Annotated in this window: 17 protein-coding genes; 2 read left to right on the top strand and 15 right to left on the bottom strand. The window is 67.3% G+C overall.

Annotated features, from left to right (window positions below):
- Nucleotides 1-99: 99 nt before the first annotated feature.
- Nucleotides 100-1551, bottom strand: coding sequence for a type VII secretion protein EccB (gene eccB, locus WAX14_RS08090; protein WP_422627571.1), 1452 nt, complete (start codon nt 1549-1551; stop codon nt 100-102).
- A gap of 105 nt (nt 1552-1656) precedes the next feature.
- On the opposite strand from eccB, the gene eccE reads away from it, so the two are divergent.
- A complete protein-coding gene (gene eccE, locus WAX14_RS08085; protein WP_422627570.1) occupies nt 1657-3279 on the top strand; it encodes a type VII secretion protein EccE in 1623 nt (540 codons plus the stop codon).
- 19 nt (nt 3280-3298) lie between these two features.
- On the opposite strand, the gene WAX14_RS08080 is transcribed toward eccE, so the two are convergent.
- Both WAX14_RS08080 and WAX14_RS08075 read right to left on the bottom strand, forming a co-directional pair.
- Nucleotides 3299-3856 (bottom strand): NADPH-dependent FMN reductase, encoded by a 558-nt coding sequence (locus tag WAX14_RS08080; protein ID WP_422627569.1) that lies wholly within the window; start codon nt 3854-3856, stop codon nt 3299-3301.
- 22 nt (nt 3857-3878) lie between these two features.
- On the bottom strand, nt 3879-4457 hold the full coding sequence (locus tag WAX14_RS08075) for a TetR/AcrR family transcriptional regulator (protein ID WP_422627568.1): 579 nt from the start codon (nt 4455-4457) through the stop codon (nt 3879-3881).
- A 59-nt stretch (nt 4458-4516) separates the two neighbouring features.
- Between WAX14_RS08075 and WAX14_RS08070 the strand changes: the two genes are divergently transcribed.
- Nucleotides 4517-5659, top strand: coding sequence for an acyl-CoA dehydrogenase family protein (locus tag WAX14_RS08070; protein ID WP_422627567.1), 1143 nt, complete (start codon nt 4517-4519; stop codon nt 5657-5659).
- Nucleotides 5660-5665: 6 nt separating this feature from the next.
- Here WAX14_RS08070 and WAX14_RS08065 read toward each other — a convergent pair whose 3' ends face one another.
- The 12 genes from WAX14_RS08065 to secY form a co-directional block, all read right to left on the bottom strand.
- Entirely contained in the window at nt 5666-6610 is a 945-nt protein-coding gene (locus tag WAX14_RS08065; RefSeq protein WP_422627566.1) for an esterase/lipase family protein, read from the bottom strand.
- Nucleotides 6611-6682: 72 nt separating this feature from the next.
- Nucleotides 6683-7504, bottom strand: coding sequence for a tRNA pseudouridine(38-40) synthase TruA (gene truA, locus WAX14_RS08060; RefSeq protein ID WP_422627572.1), 822 nt, complete (start codon nt 7502-7504; stop codon nt 6683-6685).
- 83 nt (nt 7505-7587) lie between these two features.
- Nucleotides 7588-8130, bottom strand: a complete 543-nt coding sequence (rplQ, locus tag WAX14_RS08055) for a 50S ribosomal protein L17 (protein ID WP_422627565.1) — start codon at nt 8128-8130, stop codon at nt 7588-7590.
- Between the two features lie 30 nt (nt 8131-8160).
- A complete protein-coding gene (locus WAX14_RS08050) occupies nt 8161-9222 on the bottom strand; it encodes a DNA-directed RNA polymerase subunit alpha (RefSeq protein WP_422627564.1) in 1062 nt (353 codons plus the stop codon).
- Nucleotides 9223-9335: 113 nt separating this feature from the next.
- Nucleotides 9336-9941 (bottom strand): 30S ribosomal protein S4, encoded by a 606-nt coding sequence (rpsD, locus tag WAX14_RS08045; protein ID WP_422627563.1) that lies wholly within the window; start codon nt 9939-9941, stop codon nt 9336-9338.
- A 24-nt stretch (nt 9942-9965) separates the two neighbouring features.
- Nucleotides 9966-10379 carry a 30S ribosomal protein S11 gene (gene rpsK, locus WAX14_RS08040; protein WP_422627562.1) on the bottom strand — a complete coding sequence of 138 codons (414 nt, stop codon included), beginning with the start codon at nt 10377-10379 and terminating at the stop codon, nt 9966-9968.
- Entirely contained in the window at nt 10379-10747 is a 369-nt protein-coding gene (rpsM, locus tag WAX14_RS08035; RefSeq protein ID WP_422627561.1) for a 30S ribosomal protein S13, read from the bottom strand. The genes rpsK and rpsM overlap by 1 nt, the downstream gene beginning before the upstream one ends.
- Before the next feature lie 227 nt (nt 10748-10974).
- Nucleotides 10975-11088, bottom strand: a complete 114-nt coding sequence (gene rpmJ, locus WAX14_RS08030; protein WP_003938068.1) for a 50S ribosomal protein L36 — start codon at nt 11086-11088, stop codon at nt 10975-10977.
- Between the two features lie 92 nt (nt 11089-11180).
- Nucleotides 11181-11402 (bottom strand): translation initiation factor IF-1, encoded by a 222-nt coding sequence (gene infA / locus WAX14_RS08025; RefSeq protein WP_003418601.1) that lies wholly within the window; start codon nt 11400-11402, stop codon nt 11181-11183.
- A gap of 311 nt (nt 11403-11713) precedes the next feature.
- Nucleotides 11714-12511 (bottom strand): type I methionyl aminopeptidase, encoded by a 798-nt coding sequence (map, locus tag WAX14_RS08020; RefSeq protein ID WP_422627560.1) that lies wholly within the window; start codon nt 12509-12511, stop codon nt 11714-11716.
- Between the two features lie 23 nt (nt 12512-12534).
- Nucleotides 12535-13080, bottom strand: a complete 546-nt coding sequence (locus tag WAX14_RS08015; protein ID WP_422627559.1) for an adenylate kinase — start codon at nt 13078-13080, stop codon at nt 12535-12537.
- Nucleotides 13077-14390 carry a preprotein translocase subunit SecY gene (secY, locus tag WAX14_RS08010; protein WP_422627558.1) on the bottom strand — a complete coding sequence of 438 codons (1314 nt, stop codon included), beginning with the start codon at nt 14388-14390 and terminating at the stop codon, nt 13077-13079. Before secY ends, WAX14_RS08015 begins: the two co-directional genes overlap by 4 nt.
- Nucleotides 14391-14568 lie beyond the last annotated feature (178 nt).

The raw sequence follows: 14568 nt of genomic DNA, 5'->3' as shown, positions 1-14568 counted from the left end.
CGGTGGCGGTACTCGCATCGATGCCGCTGCGGCGGGGAATCCGCCGCCGTCACCCGCCTGCGTGACGCCGGGACGCAGCCGCCCGGACGACGCCCGGATTCAGTTGCCGGAACCGACCCGCGCTGGCCGCGCATCGGGCGCGATGCCGTCGTGTGCGACGAGCGCCTCGGCGCGACTCAAGGCCGGCCCCGGTGCGAACAACGACACGATCTGCCACGGAGCACGAGCGGGCCTCTCCGGGAATCCCAGTGCGGCAGCGGACTCGGCGTCGGCGACGCCGTATCGTACGCCGGTGTCCGCGACGTAGAACATCGCTCCGCGGCGGTCGCTGTCCGGGACGATCGAGGTGCTCTGCACGTATGCGCCCCGCCCCGGTGGCACGTACGCGGTGTCCGCGTTCGGTCCCGCACCGTCGGCCTGCGCCAACTCCACCGGTGCGGCGCTCTCCGGGATCGGCAACGCCCGACCCGCGGAGAGCGTCAACTCCGAGCGTTGCGATTCGCCAGCGCCGTCGACCGGCGACCACGTCACACAGGACACCGGCCGGTCGCCGGCGTCGACGATCGTCGGGACGGCCTGCGGGAAGGTGTCGACGGCCAGTTCCTGCACCGAGGGCGCGTGGTTCGTCACATCGGGAGGGACGATCGGAATCTCTGCCGCACCTTGCGAATCCGAGTAGTGAATGATCTGGGCGGTAGCCTTGGACACTTCCTGTACGCCGTCGCGCAGCACGACATAGAAGCGCTGGCCGTCCGGTTCTGCCATCGCGACCACCGAACCCACCGTCAATCCCTCGATGGGAAATTCGGGTTCCGTTCCCGCTCCGTCGATGACCGGCGCGGAGAGCCGAGGCACCTCCGGGATCGCCTCGATCAAACCGGGCCCGACTGGTCGGGCCGCCACCCCGTCGATGCCGAGCACGCGGGTCAACGCACGGTCGTTCAGGTCGATCTCGGCCCGTGTCCCGTCGTAGACGAGGTAGTGGGTCTCGCCGGCGGACACGAGCAGGGCCTCCCCGTCGAGGACGTCGATCCGCTCGTCGTACTGTGGCGTCCCGACGACGAGAGCAGTTGACACAGAGAATGATCCGGCTTCTGCGGTGTCACAGACCGTCCACGATTCGTCGTCGGTCCCGTAGGCAAGAACGGATGGAGCGCCGGGAATCCCGATGAGGGGACCACGTGGCCGCGTCGCGAACTCCTCGTCCGCCACCACCACAGGTTCGGTGGCGCCGCCCAGCACGAGCCGCGCGGACGCGAGGTTGAGCACGGGATGGAACACTCCGTCGACGGCGACGAACATCGCCCCCGAATCCCGGCCCAGCACGATCGCGGCGTCACCGATCTTGTCCTGCGGCCGGAACAATGCCAGCGCCGCACACCCGGCGAGTCCGAGACACGCGACGACCGCACCGACCGCGAGCGCCCGCGTCTGCGAGCGCATCGGGTCGCCGATCATCCGTACATCCCGCCGGACCAGCGCATGTTCCATGCGCCGCACCAGAAATCGGTAGCCGCCGACCTGCCACCGAGTGGTGGGTTGCGCTGCCATGCTTCCTCCCCCGTACCGCATGCCCCTGCGGCAACACAGTACAGTTCACTCGGGGAATGGCGGGCGGCCCCACGGCCGCGTCGACCGGATTCGGGGGAAGTAGCGATGGACCGAGTGGAATCCGCATGGGCACAACGGTTCGGGCTCGTGCGGCTCGTCACCGCCCAGTGCGTGGCCGTGGCGATATGGATGGTCGCGTCGGTGTCCGGCGCGTCCACGACGATCGCCGCGTCGGCCGCGGCGTGCGTCGCGACGGTCGCCTTCGTGCGCGTCCGCGGCCGCGGTGTGTCGGATCTCGGAATTGTTGTGTGGCGGTACGGGACCCGGCGGTATCGACGGCCGAACCGGCCGGTCGATCATCCGGACGGCACCGGCACCATCGGATTGATCCGGGACGGAACGTGCCTGAGCGCAGTCGTCGAGATTCTGGCACCGTCCGAAGGCATCACCCGGCTCGGCCGCGACCGCATCGACCCGGACCGGGTCGTTCCGCTCTCGACGATCGCACGGTGTCTGTCCCACCACGACGTCACCCTCGACGCGATCGATGTCATCGCGCACGGTCGGCGTGTTCTGGACACGACACCCGCCGGCCAGGTCTACGCGCAGCTCGTCGGGCCGCTCCCCGCGGCATCGGTATGCACGGTCCGAGTCGCGTTGCGGCTCGATGCGTCCCGGTGCCGTGACGCGGTGTCCAGCCGAGGCGGCGGAGCCGAGGGCGCCGTCCGGACCATCATGATCGCCGCTCGGCGCGTCGAGCGGGCGCTCGGTGAATCACAGCTTCGCGCACGCATCCTCACCGCTGCCGAGATCGATTCGGCGACCGCACGCATCACCAGGGACGCCGACCCGGCCGACTTCGAACGACGATGGCGCAGCGTCCCGCTTCCGGGAGGATTCAACAGTGGCGGCAGCGTCGAACCACGGCGACTCGATCGTGGGACACTCACCGGGATCTGGTCCCATCCGGCACTCTCGTCGACGGTCGCGGTGCGGCTGCGGCCGGGTTCGGCACCGGGCCGGGTCCGGATCGGTGCACTCGTCCGCGTCACGACACGGTCGTGCGAGCCGTTCGCCGCACCGGGATTGCGTCCGGTGCGGGGACGCGACCGTGACGCGCTGGTGGCCGCGTTACCGCTCGCGGTACCCGGACTCGAAAACATGACGCAGTCGCGTTCGACGGCTGCTGCTGATCTCGACGCGCTGACGTTGCCGATTGCCGGGTGCGGTCAACTCGTCGGAGCGGACGAGTCGGGACGGGCGGTCGCCGCGCGACTCACCGGTTCCGGCGTGCGCAGCGTCCACGTGGCGGGCGAACTGTATCTCGCGCTCCAGGTGGTGTTCCGGGCGGTCGCGGTGGGTGCCCGCGTTGTCGTTCACACCGACCGTCCACATGCCTGGCAGCCGGTGCTCGACGGTGCGGCCGGCCCGGATCGGCTGCGCATCGCGGGCCGGTATCCCGGCGACGTCGAGTTCGACACGGTCGTCTACGACGGGGTACGTCCGACGGTCGTGCCGCCGCACGTCACCGCACTGCACATCCACACCGGTCCGGAGCAGTGGCCACGGGAGCGACCCGATGTGACGCTCGTGCAGCCCGGAGCGGCGGGCAACCGGGTGATACTCGGGTCCGGTGGCCGGCGCACCAGCCTGACGCTGGTGACGATCGACGCCGAGACGACGCATATCGGCCGGCCCCGTACGACCGCCCCGGTGGTCGCGCGCTGACGTCGCTCCGTCCGCGGGTTCAGCTCGGATAGGGTTCGGCACCCCGCCCGGCTCGCACGGCGTGCGCCCACCACCCGAGTTGGTCGAGCATCCGTTCGGCCGCGTCGATCGCGGCGCCGTCCGCGGTGCTTCCGTCCGCGGCGAATGCGTGTTTGACGCGGTGGAAGCTCACCGATTCGCGCACTGGCACCATGTGCACCTCGATCAGGACCTGACGGAGTTGCTCGACGGCACGCAGCCCGCCGGACAGGCCACCGTAGGAGACGAATCCGACGGGTTTGGTGCGCCATTCGTGTTTCACCGTGTCGATCGCGGTCTTGAGTGCCGCGGGATAGCCGTGGTTGTACTCGGAGGTGACGATCACGAACGCATCGGCCGCGCCGATCCGCCGGGTGAACGCCTCTGCGTCCGCTCCCCCGGACAGGTCCTGCGGCAGCGGCGTGTCGGCGAGGTCGAGGACGCCGACGTCGAAGTCGGCGCGTCGCCGGGCGGTGGCCGCGAACCAGTCGGCGACGACGGGCGCCACGCGACCCGCGCGAACGCTCGCCACGATGATGTCCAGTGTGATCGGGTCCATGACAGTGATCGAACCATCCCGGTCAGGCGGTGAGGCCCCTGGTGAGCAAGGTCGCCAGTTCACGGTATGCCTGAGCATCGGCGAGGCCGGTCGTGGCGGCGACCTCTCGTTGCTGGATGCGGACCATGACGGCGGTGACCACGTCGGCGACGAACACCGCGTGCACGTCACGGAGTTCGCCCGTCGCGACACCGTCGGCGATGAGCGCCCGGACCCGTTCGGCGGCGATGCGGGTGTTGCGTTCGTATACCTCGCGGGCCGCCGGGGTCGCGGCCATGTCTTCCATGAAGCGCGGCGAGGCCGGTTCGAGTTGCCTGCCCACCGATTCGAGGTAGGTACGGATGCGGTTTTCGGCCCCGGCACTGCCGGTCAGTGCGGTTTCGACCCGTTCGGTGGCGTCGCGGAAGAAGTGCACGGTGACGGCGTGCACGAGGCGGTCCTTGTTCTCCGCGAGCGTGTACAGCGTGGATTTCGAGCAGTGGAGTCGCGCGGCGATGTCGTCGAGGGTGAGGTGGGCGAAGCCGTCGGCCAGGAACAGCGCCACGAGCTCGTCGAACAGTTGCCGTCGGCGAGCGGTGCGCCGGGTACCCGCACTTGTCATACTCGATACAGTACTGGAGTATCGTTTGCAGTACCGATTCCCTGATGGAGGAGCCTTCCGTGCCCGTCGAGCGCCTGCTGCCCACCCCCGAAGCCCGCGACCTGATCGACCTGACCCGCGACGTCGCCGACAAGGTCCTGGCCCCGCGCGTCGTCGAGCACGAACGCACCGAGACGTTTCCCGACGGCGTCTTCCCCGCCCTCGGGGCAGCCGGGCTGCTGAGCCTGCCCTACCCGGAGGAGTTCGGCGGCGGCAACCAGCCGTACGAGGTGTATCTGCAGGTCCTCGAGGAACTCGGTGCGCGATGGGCCGCGGTCGCGGTCGCGGTGAGTGTCCACAGCCTGTCCTGCTTCGCGCTCGCGACCCACGGCACCGACGAGCAGAAGACGCAGTGGCTGCCGGACATGCTCGGCGGCAACACCATCGGCGCCTACAGTCTGTCCGAGCCGCAGGCCGGATCGGACGCCGCAGCGCTGACCTGCCGCGCGACCGCGGCCGACGGCGGCTACCGCATCAACGGCGCGAAAGCCTGGATCACCAACGGCGGCAAGGCCGACTTCTACACGCTGTTCGCCCGCACGTCCGATGCCGGCTCGAAGGGCATCTCGTGTTTCCTGGTGCCCGGTGGCACCGAGGGTCTGACCTTCGGCAAGCCCGAGGAGAAGATGGGACTGCACGCGATCCCGACCACCAGCGCACACTACGACAACGCGTTCGTCCCTGCCGAACGACGCATCGGCGCCGAAGGGCAGGGCCTGCCGATCGCGTTCAGCGCGTTGGATTCCGGGCGCCTCGGTATCGCCGCGGTCGCCGTCGGTCTCGCGCAGGCCGCGCTCGACGAGGCCACCGCGTACGCGAAGGAACGCACCGCGTTCGGCAAGGCGATCATCGACCACCAGGGCCTGGGTTTCGTGCTGGCCGATATGGCGGCAGCGGTCGATTCAGCCCGCGCCACCTACATCGACGCCGCCCGCCGCAAGGACGCCGGCCTGTCGTATTCACGGCAGGCGTCGGTCGCCAAGCTCGTCGCGACCGATGCGGCGATGAAGGTCACCACCGACGCCGTGCAGGTCCTCGGTGGCTACGGCTACACCCGCGACTTCCCCGTCGAACGGTTCATGCGCGACGCCAAGATCACCCAGATCTTCGAGGGCACCAACCAGATCCAGCGTCTGGTCATCGCCCGCCAGCTCGCGAACTGAGCCCGATCAGCCCAGTGGGGCGCCGGTGAGCGGCGCGATCGGCAGGCACGGCACCGGGCGCGGGCGCTGCGGATCGAGCGCGTTCAGTACGTGCCCGGCCGCGACCGGTGACGCCGCGATCGCCGCGTGTTCGGACAGGTCCTGCGGACACCGGTCCTGGACGACGATGTTGACGGTGTCCGGGCCGGGCACCAGCCCGTTGGTGTAGGGCACGACCAGTTCGTCGTAGCGGGTCGCGATGTTCGTGTACCGCACACCGGGCGCGTAGGGGCCGCCGTCGGCGTTCATCGCATTGACGAAGTCGGTGCCGGGCGCCATGTCCAGGCACGCCGCGCACAGCAGCCCGAACGTCTGTTCCTGCAGTGGCCGCAGCCCGAACTGCCGCGCGAACTCGGTGATCTCGCCCGCCCAGAACGCGCCCGCCCCCAACCACAGCGGAGCCAGCGACACGTAGTTCTCCACCTTGTCGGCGCCGCCGAGAAACCGTACGAAATAGTTGGGCATCAGGGTGCCCTGCGAATGACCGACGATGTCGACCGTCTCCGCGCCGGTCGCGGCGAGCACCTCGTCGACGAACGCGGCCAGCTCGCGGGCACTGTCGGCGAGCGGGGCCAGCGCACCGAACGCACTGCGCGGCCATTCACTTCCCGGCATCACCCCGTACGTCGGCGCGAAGACGCAGTACCCCTCGTCCTTCAGCAGCGGAACGTATGTCGCCCAGTTGGTCTGACGGTTCGCCCCGGTCCCGTGCACGAGGATCACCGGTCGGGGATGCTCCGCGGTGGGTGTGCAGGTCCAGTCGTTCGATCCCGGCAGCGACCCGCCGGGATTCGTGATCTCCGCGCCGACACCGTCGAAGAAGCTCTGCGGCACCGGCAGTGGGTCGGCGGTCGCGCCGCCGGGCAGGGCCACCGCGATCGCCGCGAGTATCCCGACCACAGTCGCCGCCATCCGACGCATCATTCGTCGCCCCCACATCGTCGTGGGACGACGCTAACAGCGCCGGCCGGATTCCGCGGCGATTCAGCCGCCGCAGCAACCGCCGGGCGGATCGATCGCCGATCGCGCTTCCCTGGTCGCCAGGTTGCGGGCCGCGAGATCGGCATCGGCCGGATAGTCGACGCGGACGAGCGACAACCCGTGCGCCGGCGCGACCGCGACCGCGCTCGCCCGCTGCCGCTCGGCGAGCAGACCCGCCATCCAGTCCGCCCTGCGGCGCCCCTCGCCGACGGCCAGCGCCGCCCCCACGAGGCTGCGCACCATCGACCAGCAGAACGCGTCGGCGGTGACGAAGGCGGCGAGATCGTCGCCGGTGCGCTCCCAGTCGAACCGCTGCAGTTCGCGCACAGTTGTCGCGCCGTCGCGGCGCTTGCAGAACGCGGCGAAATCGTGCAGACCCAGCAGTCGCGACGACGCCTCCCGCATCGCCTCGACATCGACGTTCTTCGGCCACGCGACCGTGTCTCTGGCGCGCAGCGGATCCGCGCCGTACGGTGCGGTCGTCAACCGGTACTCGTAGTGCCGCCGGATTGCCGAGAAGCGCGCGTCGAAATGCTCGGGAGCGTACGAGACATCCTTGACCCGAACATCTTTCGGGAGGAACCGAGCCAACCGGCGGACCAGGCGGGACGGGTCGTCGGGAATCGCGTCGGCACGCACGTCGACGTGCGCGACCTGCCCGGACGCATGCACACCCGCGTCGGTGCGCCCCGCGACCGTCAGCAGGACCGGGGTACGGACGATCGCGCTCAGCTTCTCCTCGATCTCACCGCACACCGTGCGGCGGCCGGGCTGCCGGGCCCACCCGGAGAAGTCGGTGCCGTCGTACGAAACATCGAGCCGCAAGCGAACGAACCCGCCGTCCCCAGCGGGAACGACGGGTTCGTTCGATTCGGCAGTGCTCGAGCCATGTGCCGAAACCAAGTGGACTAGTCCTTCTTGGCCTCGTCGGCGTCGGCGGCCGTCGCGGTGCTGTCCTCGATACCCTCGACGACGGCGTCCGCGTTGGCGACCTCGGCGTCGGTCGCGTCGGCTTCGACAGCCTCGACGACGTTCTCCTCGGAGGCCTGCGAAGCGGCGACGCGGCGAGCGCGATCGGCCTCGGAGGTGACCGTCTTCTCCTTGACGAGCTCGATGATCGCCATCGGAGCATTGTCACCCTTGCGGGGGACGGTCTTGATGATGCGGGTGTAGCCGCCGTTGCGGTCCTCGTAGAACGGACCGATCTCCGCGAACAGGGTGTGCACGACGTCCTTGTTGCGGATGACCTTCAGCACCTCACGACGCGAAGCCAGGGTGTTGGTCTTCGCGTGGGTGACGAGCTTCTCGGCGTACGGACGCAACGCCTTGGCCTTGGCCTCGGTCGTGGTGATGCGTCCGTGCTCGAAGAGAGCGGTGGCCAGGTTGGCGAAGATCGCCTTCTGGTGCGAGGCCGACCCGCCGAAGCGGGCGCCCTTCTTGGGCTTGGGCATGATTTTCTCCTAGTAACGGACCGTGAGCTGCTACAGCTGTTCGGTCTCGGCGTAGTCCTCGTTGCCGTCGGTGTCGCCGAAGGAGCCCGCGTCCGTGTCGCTCCAGGTACCGGTGGCGGCGTCGTAGCCGGCCACGGTGCTGGGATCGAACGATGCGGGGCTGTCCTTGAGCGACAGGCCGAGCGAGTGCAGCTTGACCTTGACCTCGTCGATGGACTTCTGACCGAAGTTGCGGATGTCGAGCAGATCGGACTCCGTGCGTGCCACGAGCTCACCGACGGTGTGAACACCTTCGCGCTTGAGGCAGTTGTAGGACCGGACCGTCAGGTCCAGGTCCTCGATGGGAAGTCCGAAGGAGGCGATATGGTCGGCCTCGGCGGGCGAGGGACCGATCTCGATGCCTTCTGCTTCGACGTTCAGCTCACGTGCCAGACCGAAGAGCTCCACCAGGGTCTTGCCCGCCGAAGCGAGCGCGTCCCGCGCGGTGATCGAGTTCTTGGTCTCCACGTCGAGAATCAACCGATCGAAGTCGGTGCGCTGCTCGACGCGGGTCGCTTCCACCTTGTACGTCACCTTGAGCACCGGCGAGTAGATCGAGTCGACCGGGATACGGCCGATCTCGGCGCCGGACGCCTTGTTCTGCACGGCCGGGACGTAGCCGCGACCGCGCTCGACGACGAGCTCGATCTCCAGCTTGCCCTTGTCGTTCAGGGTGGCGATGTGCAGGTCCGGGTTGTGGACGGTGACACCGGCCGGGGGCACGATGTCGGCCGCGGTCACGGTGCCGGGGCCCTGCTTACGGACGTACATGGTGACCGGCTCGTCCTCTTCCGAGGACACCACGAGACCCTTGAGGTTCAGGATGATGTCGGTGACATCTTCCTTCACACCGGGGACGGTGGTGAACTCGTGGAGCACGCCGTCGATGCGAATGCTGGTGACGGCCGCGCCCGGGATCGAGGACAGCAGGGTGCGACGGAGCGAGTTGCCGAGTGTGTACCCGAAGCCGGGCTCGAGCGGCTCGATGACGAACTTCGAGCGGTCGTCGGCCAGAACTTCTTCGGTCAGCGTGGGTCGCTGCGAAATGAGCATGAGTTGCCTCCTTGTGGGCGTCCGCTATATGACGCCCTCGTGGGATGCGGTGTTCCCCCTGCCCGTGTCCTGGAAGAGCACGTGCCGGAAGAACACCGCAGCGCGTGTGCGCCTTACTTCGAGTAGTACTCGACGATCAGCTGTTCCTGCAGCGGGATCTCGATCTGTGCGCGCTCGGGAAGCTGGTGAACCAGCACCCGCAGACGCGGACCGACGATCTGCAGCCAGCCCGGGATCGGGCGGTCGCCCTGGGTTTCGCGGGCAACCTGGAACGGCAGCGTGCTCAGCGACTTCTCACGGACATCGATGATGTCGTACTGGGAGACGCGGTAGCTGGGGATGTCGACCTTCTTGCCGTTGACCAGGAAGTGGCCGTGGCTGACCAGCTGACGTGCCTGCCGACGCGTGCGGGCGATGCCGGCGCGGTAGACGACGTTGTCCAGACGCGACTCGAGGATGGTCAGCAGCACCTCACCGGTCTTACCGGGGCGGGAGGCGGCTTCCTCGTAGTAGCGGCGGAACTGCTTCTCCATGATGCCGTAGGAGAAGCGGGCCTTCTGCTTCTCCTGCAACTGGAGCAGGTATTCGCTCTCCTTGATCCGCGCGCGGCCGTGCTGGCCGGGCGGGTAGGGACGACGCTCGAACGCCTGGTCGCCTCCGACGAGGTCGACGCGCAGACGACGCGACTTGCGGGTAACGGGACCGGTATAACGTGCCATGTTCTAGTACCTATTCCTTTCCCGTTAGACCCGGCGCCGCTTGGGCGGACGGCAGCCGTTGTGCGGCTGGGGGGTGACGTCGGAGATGGTGCCCACCTCGAGGCCGGCGGCCTGCAGGGAGCGGATCGCGGTCTCGCGGCCCGAGCCGGGGCCCTTGACGAAGACGTCGACCTTCTTGACACCGTGCTCCTGCGCCTTGCGGGCAGCGCTCTCGGCGGCGAGCTGTGCGGCGAACGGGGTCGACTTGCGCGAACCCTTGAAGCCGACGTGGCCCGACGACGCCCAGGAGATCACGTTGCCCTGGGGATCGGTGATGGACACGATGGTGTTGTTGAAGGTGCTCTTGATGTGAGCGGCGCCGTGCGGAACGTTCTTCTTGTCCCTGCGCCGTGCCTTCTGGGTCTTCTTCGGACCGGTGCTGCGTGACTTGGGAGGCATTACTTCTTCTTTCCTGCGACGGTGCGCTTCGGGCCCTTGCGGGTACGAGCGTTGGTCTTGGTGCGCTGTCCACGCACGGGCAGACCACGACGGTGTCGCAGGCCCTGGTAGCAGCCGATCTCGATCTTGCGGCGGATGTCCGCCTGGACCTCGCGACGGAGGTCACCCTCGACCTTGTAGGACTCCTCGATGTACTCGCGGAGCTTTGCCAGGTCCTCGTCCGACAGATCCTTGCTGCGCAGGTCCGGGTTCACGCCGGTCGCTGCCAGGATCTCCTTGGAGCGGGTACGGCCGATGCCGTAGATGTAGGTGAGTGCGATCTCCATCCGCTTTTCGCGGGGAAGATCGACACCTGAGAGACGTGCCATGAGTGGCATTCCTTTTCGGTGTGCGGAGGTCTGCTCCCAGCCCGTCCCCTGCGTCCAAGAACTGTGTAGTCGACAAACACAGTGGGGCCCCGGCCTCCGAACCGGGGGTTGATCGCACGGCTCCCCGACGAATCGGGAATCGTGACCGTGCGACTGGTGCTGGAAGGTCTTCGTGCTCGTTTCCGAGCTGCTTGTTGCCAAGCCGATCTTCGCGAAGAAGAGTCGATCTAGCCCTGACGCTGCTTGTGACGCAGGTTCTCGCAGATCACCATGACCCGACCGTTGCGGCGGATCACCTTGCACTTCTCGCAGATCTTCTTGACGCTAGGCTGAACCTTCACGTGCGTCCGATCTCCTGTATGTCCGCCCCCGGACACGGCGAAAGACCGTGCCGAAGACATGATTCTCCCCGACCGTGTAGCCGGGGAAGCTGTTACTTGTAGCGGTAGACGATGCGTCCGCGCGACAGGTCGTAGGGGGAGAGCTCCACGACAACCCGGTCTTCGGGCAGGATGCGAATGTAGTGCTGACGCATCTTGCCGCTGATGTGAGCCAAGACCTTGTGTCCGTTCTCGAGCTCAATGCGGAACATCGCATTGGGCAACGGTTCGACAACACGGCCCTCGACCTCGATTGCCCCGTCTTTCTTAGCCATATCCTCCGCGATCCGTCGTTCGGTGTGTGGTTGCATCGACATCCGATACCGTGACACTCGGCAGAAACCGATTCACGGACAAGCCGATCACCGGAGCGCAAAGCGCACCACCGATCAATGGTACGGGAAGTTTCCCACCAGGCCAAATGAGCCATTCCGAGGGAGCGCTCGCGCGCGGACTCCGCGCGTCTCCCCTTCTCCCCCTCCCCCCATCCGAGCGAATGTATCCCTCGTCTCCTTCGATCGAGCAGGGGGTACATTCGCTCACAACCGGGGGCACGAACTGCACGAAGGAAGATCGGGCGGAGCCTCTACTCGGGGCGGAGCGTCAGGATGCGCGGCCCGTCCTCGGTGACCGCGACGGTGTGCTCCCAATGCGCGGCCCGGCTGCCGTCGGTGGTGACGACGGTCCACTTGTCCTCGAGGATCTCGGTGTCGTAGGTGCCGAGGGTGAGCATCGGCTCGATCGCGAGCACTGATCCGACGACCAGACGCGGCCCCTTGCCGGGTGCGCCCTCGTTCGGCAGGAACGGGTCCATGTGCATTTCCCGGCCGATGGCGTGGCCGCCGTATCCGTCGACGATCCCGTAGCTGCGACCGTGCAATTTCTCCGCGGCGCGGGTGCCCAGTTCGATGGCGTGCGAAATATCGGTGAGCCTGCGTTCGGGAAGCATCGCGGCGATACCGGCTTCCATCGACAGCCGGGTGGCATCGCTCAGATCGGCATCGGCAGGCGACAACTCGCCGACACCGAACGTCCATGCCGAGTCGCCGTGCCATCCGTCGAGGATCGCGCCGCAGTCGATCGAGACGAGATCGCCCTCGGCGAGCAGATCGTCCGCGTTGGGGATACCGTGCACGACCCGGTCGTTCACCGACGAGCAGATCGAACCGGTGAACCCGTGGTATCCCAGGAACGACGGGACGGCCCCCGCATCGCGAATGACCGCCTCCGCCACCCGGTCCAGTTCGAGGGTGCTCACACCCGGCTTCGCGGCGTCGCGCACCGCGACCAGCGCGGCCCCGACGATCGCACCCGCCGCCGCCATCGCGTCCAACTCGCCGGACGTGCGGAACGGGACGACCTTGCGCTTACGCCCGAAACCCATGTCGAACTCCTCGGCCCTGCGTGCTACTTGCCGAGCGCGGTGAGTGCGCGGGCGTTGATCTCGTCGACCTCACCGATGGCGTCCACGGTGATGATCGCGTCACGGTAGTAGTCGAGCAGCGGTGCGGTTTCCTCGCGGTACACCCGAAGGCGATTGCGGATGACGTCCTCGGTGTCGTCGGCGCGGCCGCGGGCGAGCATGCGTCCGACGACGACGTCCTCGTCGATGACGAAGGAGAGCACACCGTCGAGCGTGACGCCGAGATCCTTCGCGATGTTCTCGAGTTCCTTGGCCTGCTCGACGCTGCGGGGGAAACCGTCGAGGAGGAATCCGTGGGCCGCGTCGGGTTCGGCGAGACGCTCGCGCACCATGTTGTTGGTGATCTCGGCGGGCACGAGGTCGCCGGCGTCGATGTACTTCTTGGCCTCGACGCCGAGCGGGGTGCCCTGGCCGATGTTGGCGCGGAAGAGATCGCCGGTCGAAATCGCCGGGACGCCGAGCTTCTCCGACAGGATTTCGGCCTGCGTGCCCTTGCCGGCACCGGGAGGACCGAGGAGTACAAGTCTCACTTGAGGAACCCTTCGTAATTGCGCTGCATGAGTTGACTTTCGATCTGTTTGACAGTGTCCAGCGCGACACTGACGAGAATGAGCACCGCGGCGCCGCCGAAGATACTCGACGCGGTCTGGCTGCCGGACAGGAAGAAGTGCGGCAACGTGGCGATGAGACCCAGGTAGAGCGCACCCGGAACCGTGATCCGGTTGAGCACGTAGGTGAGATAGTCCGCGGTGGGCTGCCCCGGGCGGATGCCGGGAATGAACCCGCCGTACTTCTTCATCTCGTCCGCGCGTTCCTCCGGGTTGAAGGTGATCGCGACGTAGAAGAACACGAAGAACACGATCAGCGCGAAGTAGATCCCGATGTAGACGGGATTGTTCGGGTTGACGAGGTACTCGTTGATGAAGCTCTGCCACCAGCTCGGATCGGTCGCGGTGCTCGCACCGGTGAGCTGCGCGATGAGGTTCGGCAGGTACAGCAGGGAGGACGCGAAGATCACCGGGATGATGCCGGCCTGGTTCACCTTCAACGGCAGGTAGGTCGACGAACCGCCGTACATGCGACGCCCGACCATACGTTTGGCGTACTGCACCGGAATCCGGCGCTGGCCCTGCTCGACGAAGACCACGCCGGTGATGATCGCCAGGGCGGCGACACACACGATCGCGAAGACGAGACCACCGCGCGATTCGAGGATCATGTTGCCCTCGGACGGCAGGCGGGAGGCGATACCCGCGAAGATCAGCAGCGACATACCGTTGCCGACACCGCGTTCGGTGATGAGCTCACCGAACCACATGACCAGCGCCGCACCCGCGGTCATGACGAGCACGATCACGATCATGCCGAACACACTGTCGTCGGCCAGGATCGGTTCGGAACACCCTTGGAGAAGCTGGCCGCGCGCGGCCAGCGCCACGATGCCCGTCGACTGCAACACCGCCAGCGCGACCGCCAGATATCGCGTGTACTGCGTCATCTTGGCCTGACCGGATTGGCCCTCCTTGCGGAGTTCCTCGAACCGGGGAATGACCACGGTGAGCAGCTGCACGATGATGCTCGCGGTGATGTACGGCATGATGCCGATCGCGAACACCGACAGTTGCAGCAGTGCGCCGCCGGAGAACAGGTTGATCAGCGAATAGATGCCGGCCTGTTCACCACCGGCGATCTGGTCGATACAGGCGCGCACGTTTCCGTAGTCGACGCCCGGAGACGGCAGCGTCGCACCGAGGCGGTACAACGCGACCAGGCCGATCGCGATGAGGATTTTCCGCCTCAGGTCCGGGGTCCTGAGGGCCGAAACGAAGGCGGAAAGCAAAGATCCTCCTGGCAGGCCGGGCGGGGGCGACGGGTCGATCCGTACCACCCGTCGGACGGTGGACAACTCTTGAACTCTAACAGTGCGGCGCCGAGAGACGCCCACACGAGGGGCACGTGCGCCCCCTTTCCCGGGGTCCGGCGGCGGACCCCGCCGGCGGGGTGACGTGCCCGTAGAC

This window comes from Rhodococcus sp. (in: high G+C Gram-positive bacteria) (assembly GCF_049299235.1).
In the GTDB taxonomy this organism is placed as follows: Bacteria; Actinomycetota; Actinomycetes; order Mycobacteriales; family Mycobacteriaceae; genus Rhodococcus.
Note: the sequence above shows the minus strand (reverse complement) of the source record. Positions and strands in the feature narration are given on the sequence as shown.

Excerpts from the sequence above, each read along its gene's own strand:
- rpsK (WP_422627562.1), bottom strand. The coding sequence starts at position 10,379 with ATGCCTCCCAAGTCACGCAGCACCGGTCCGAAGAAGACCCAGAAGGCA.
- eccB (WP_422627571.1), bottom strand. The coding sequence starts at position 1,551 with ATGGCAGCGCAACCCACCACTCGGTGGCAGGTCGGCGGCTACCGATTT.
- WAX14_RS08065 (WP_422627566.1), bottom strand. The coding sequence starts at position 6,610 with ATGGCGGCGACTGTGGTCGGGATACTCGCGGCGATCGCGGTGGCCCTG.
- rpsM (WP_422627561.1), bottom strand. The coding sequence starts at position 10,747 with ATGGCACGTCTCTCAGGTGTCGATCTTCCCCGCGAAAAGCGGATGGAG.
- map (WP_422627560.1), bottom strand. The coding sequence starts at position 12,511 with ATGGGTTTCGGGCGTAAGCGCAAGGTCGTCCCGTTCCGCACGTCCGGC.
- WAX14_RS08075 (WP_422627568.1), bottom strand. The coding sequence starts at position 4,457 with ATGACAAGTGCGGGTACCCGGCGCACCGCTCGCCGACGGCAACTGTTC.
- WAX14_RS08080 (WP_422627569.1), bottom strand. The coding sequence starts at position 3,856 with ATGGACCCGATCACACTGGACATCATCGTGGCGAGCGTTCGCGCGGGT.
- eccE (WP_422627570.1), top strand. The coding sequence starts at position 1,657 with ATGGACCGAGTGGAATCCGCATGGGCACAACGGTTCGGGCTCGTGCGG.
- WAX14_RS08050 (WP_422627564.1), bottom strand. The coding sequence starts at position 9,222 with ATGCTCATTTCGCAGCGACCCACGCTGACCGAAGAAGTTCTGGCCGAC.
- rplQ (WP_422627565.1), bottom strand. The coding sequence starts at position 8,130 with ATGCCCAAGCCCAAGAAGGGCGCCCGCTTCGGCGGGTCGGCCTCGCAC.
- infA (WP_003418601.1), bottom strand. The coding sequence starts at position 11,402 with ATGGCTAAGAAAGACGGGGCAATCGAGGTCGAGGGCCGTGTTGTCGAA.
- rpsD (WP_422627563.1), bottom strand. The coding sequence starts at position 9,941 with ATGGCACGTTATACCGGTCCCGTTACCCGCAAGTCGCGTCGTCTGCGC.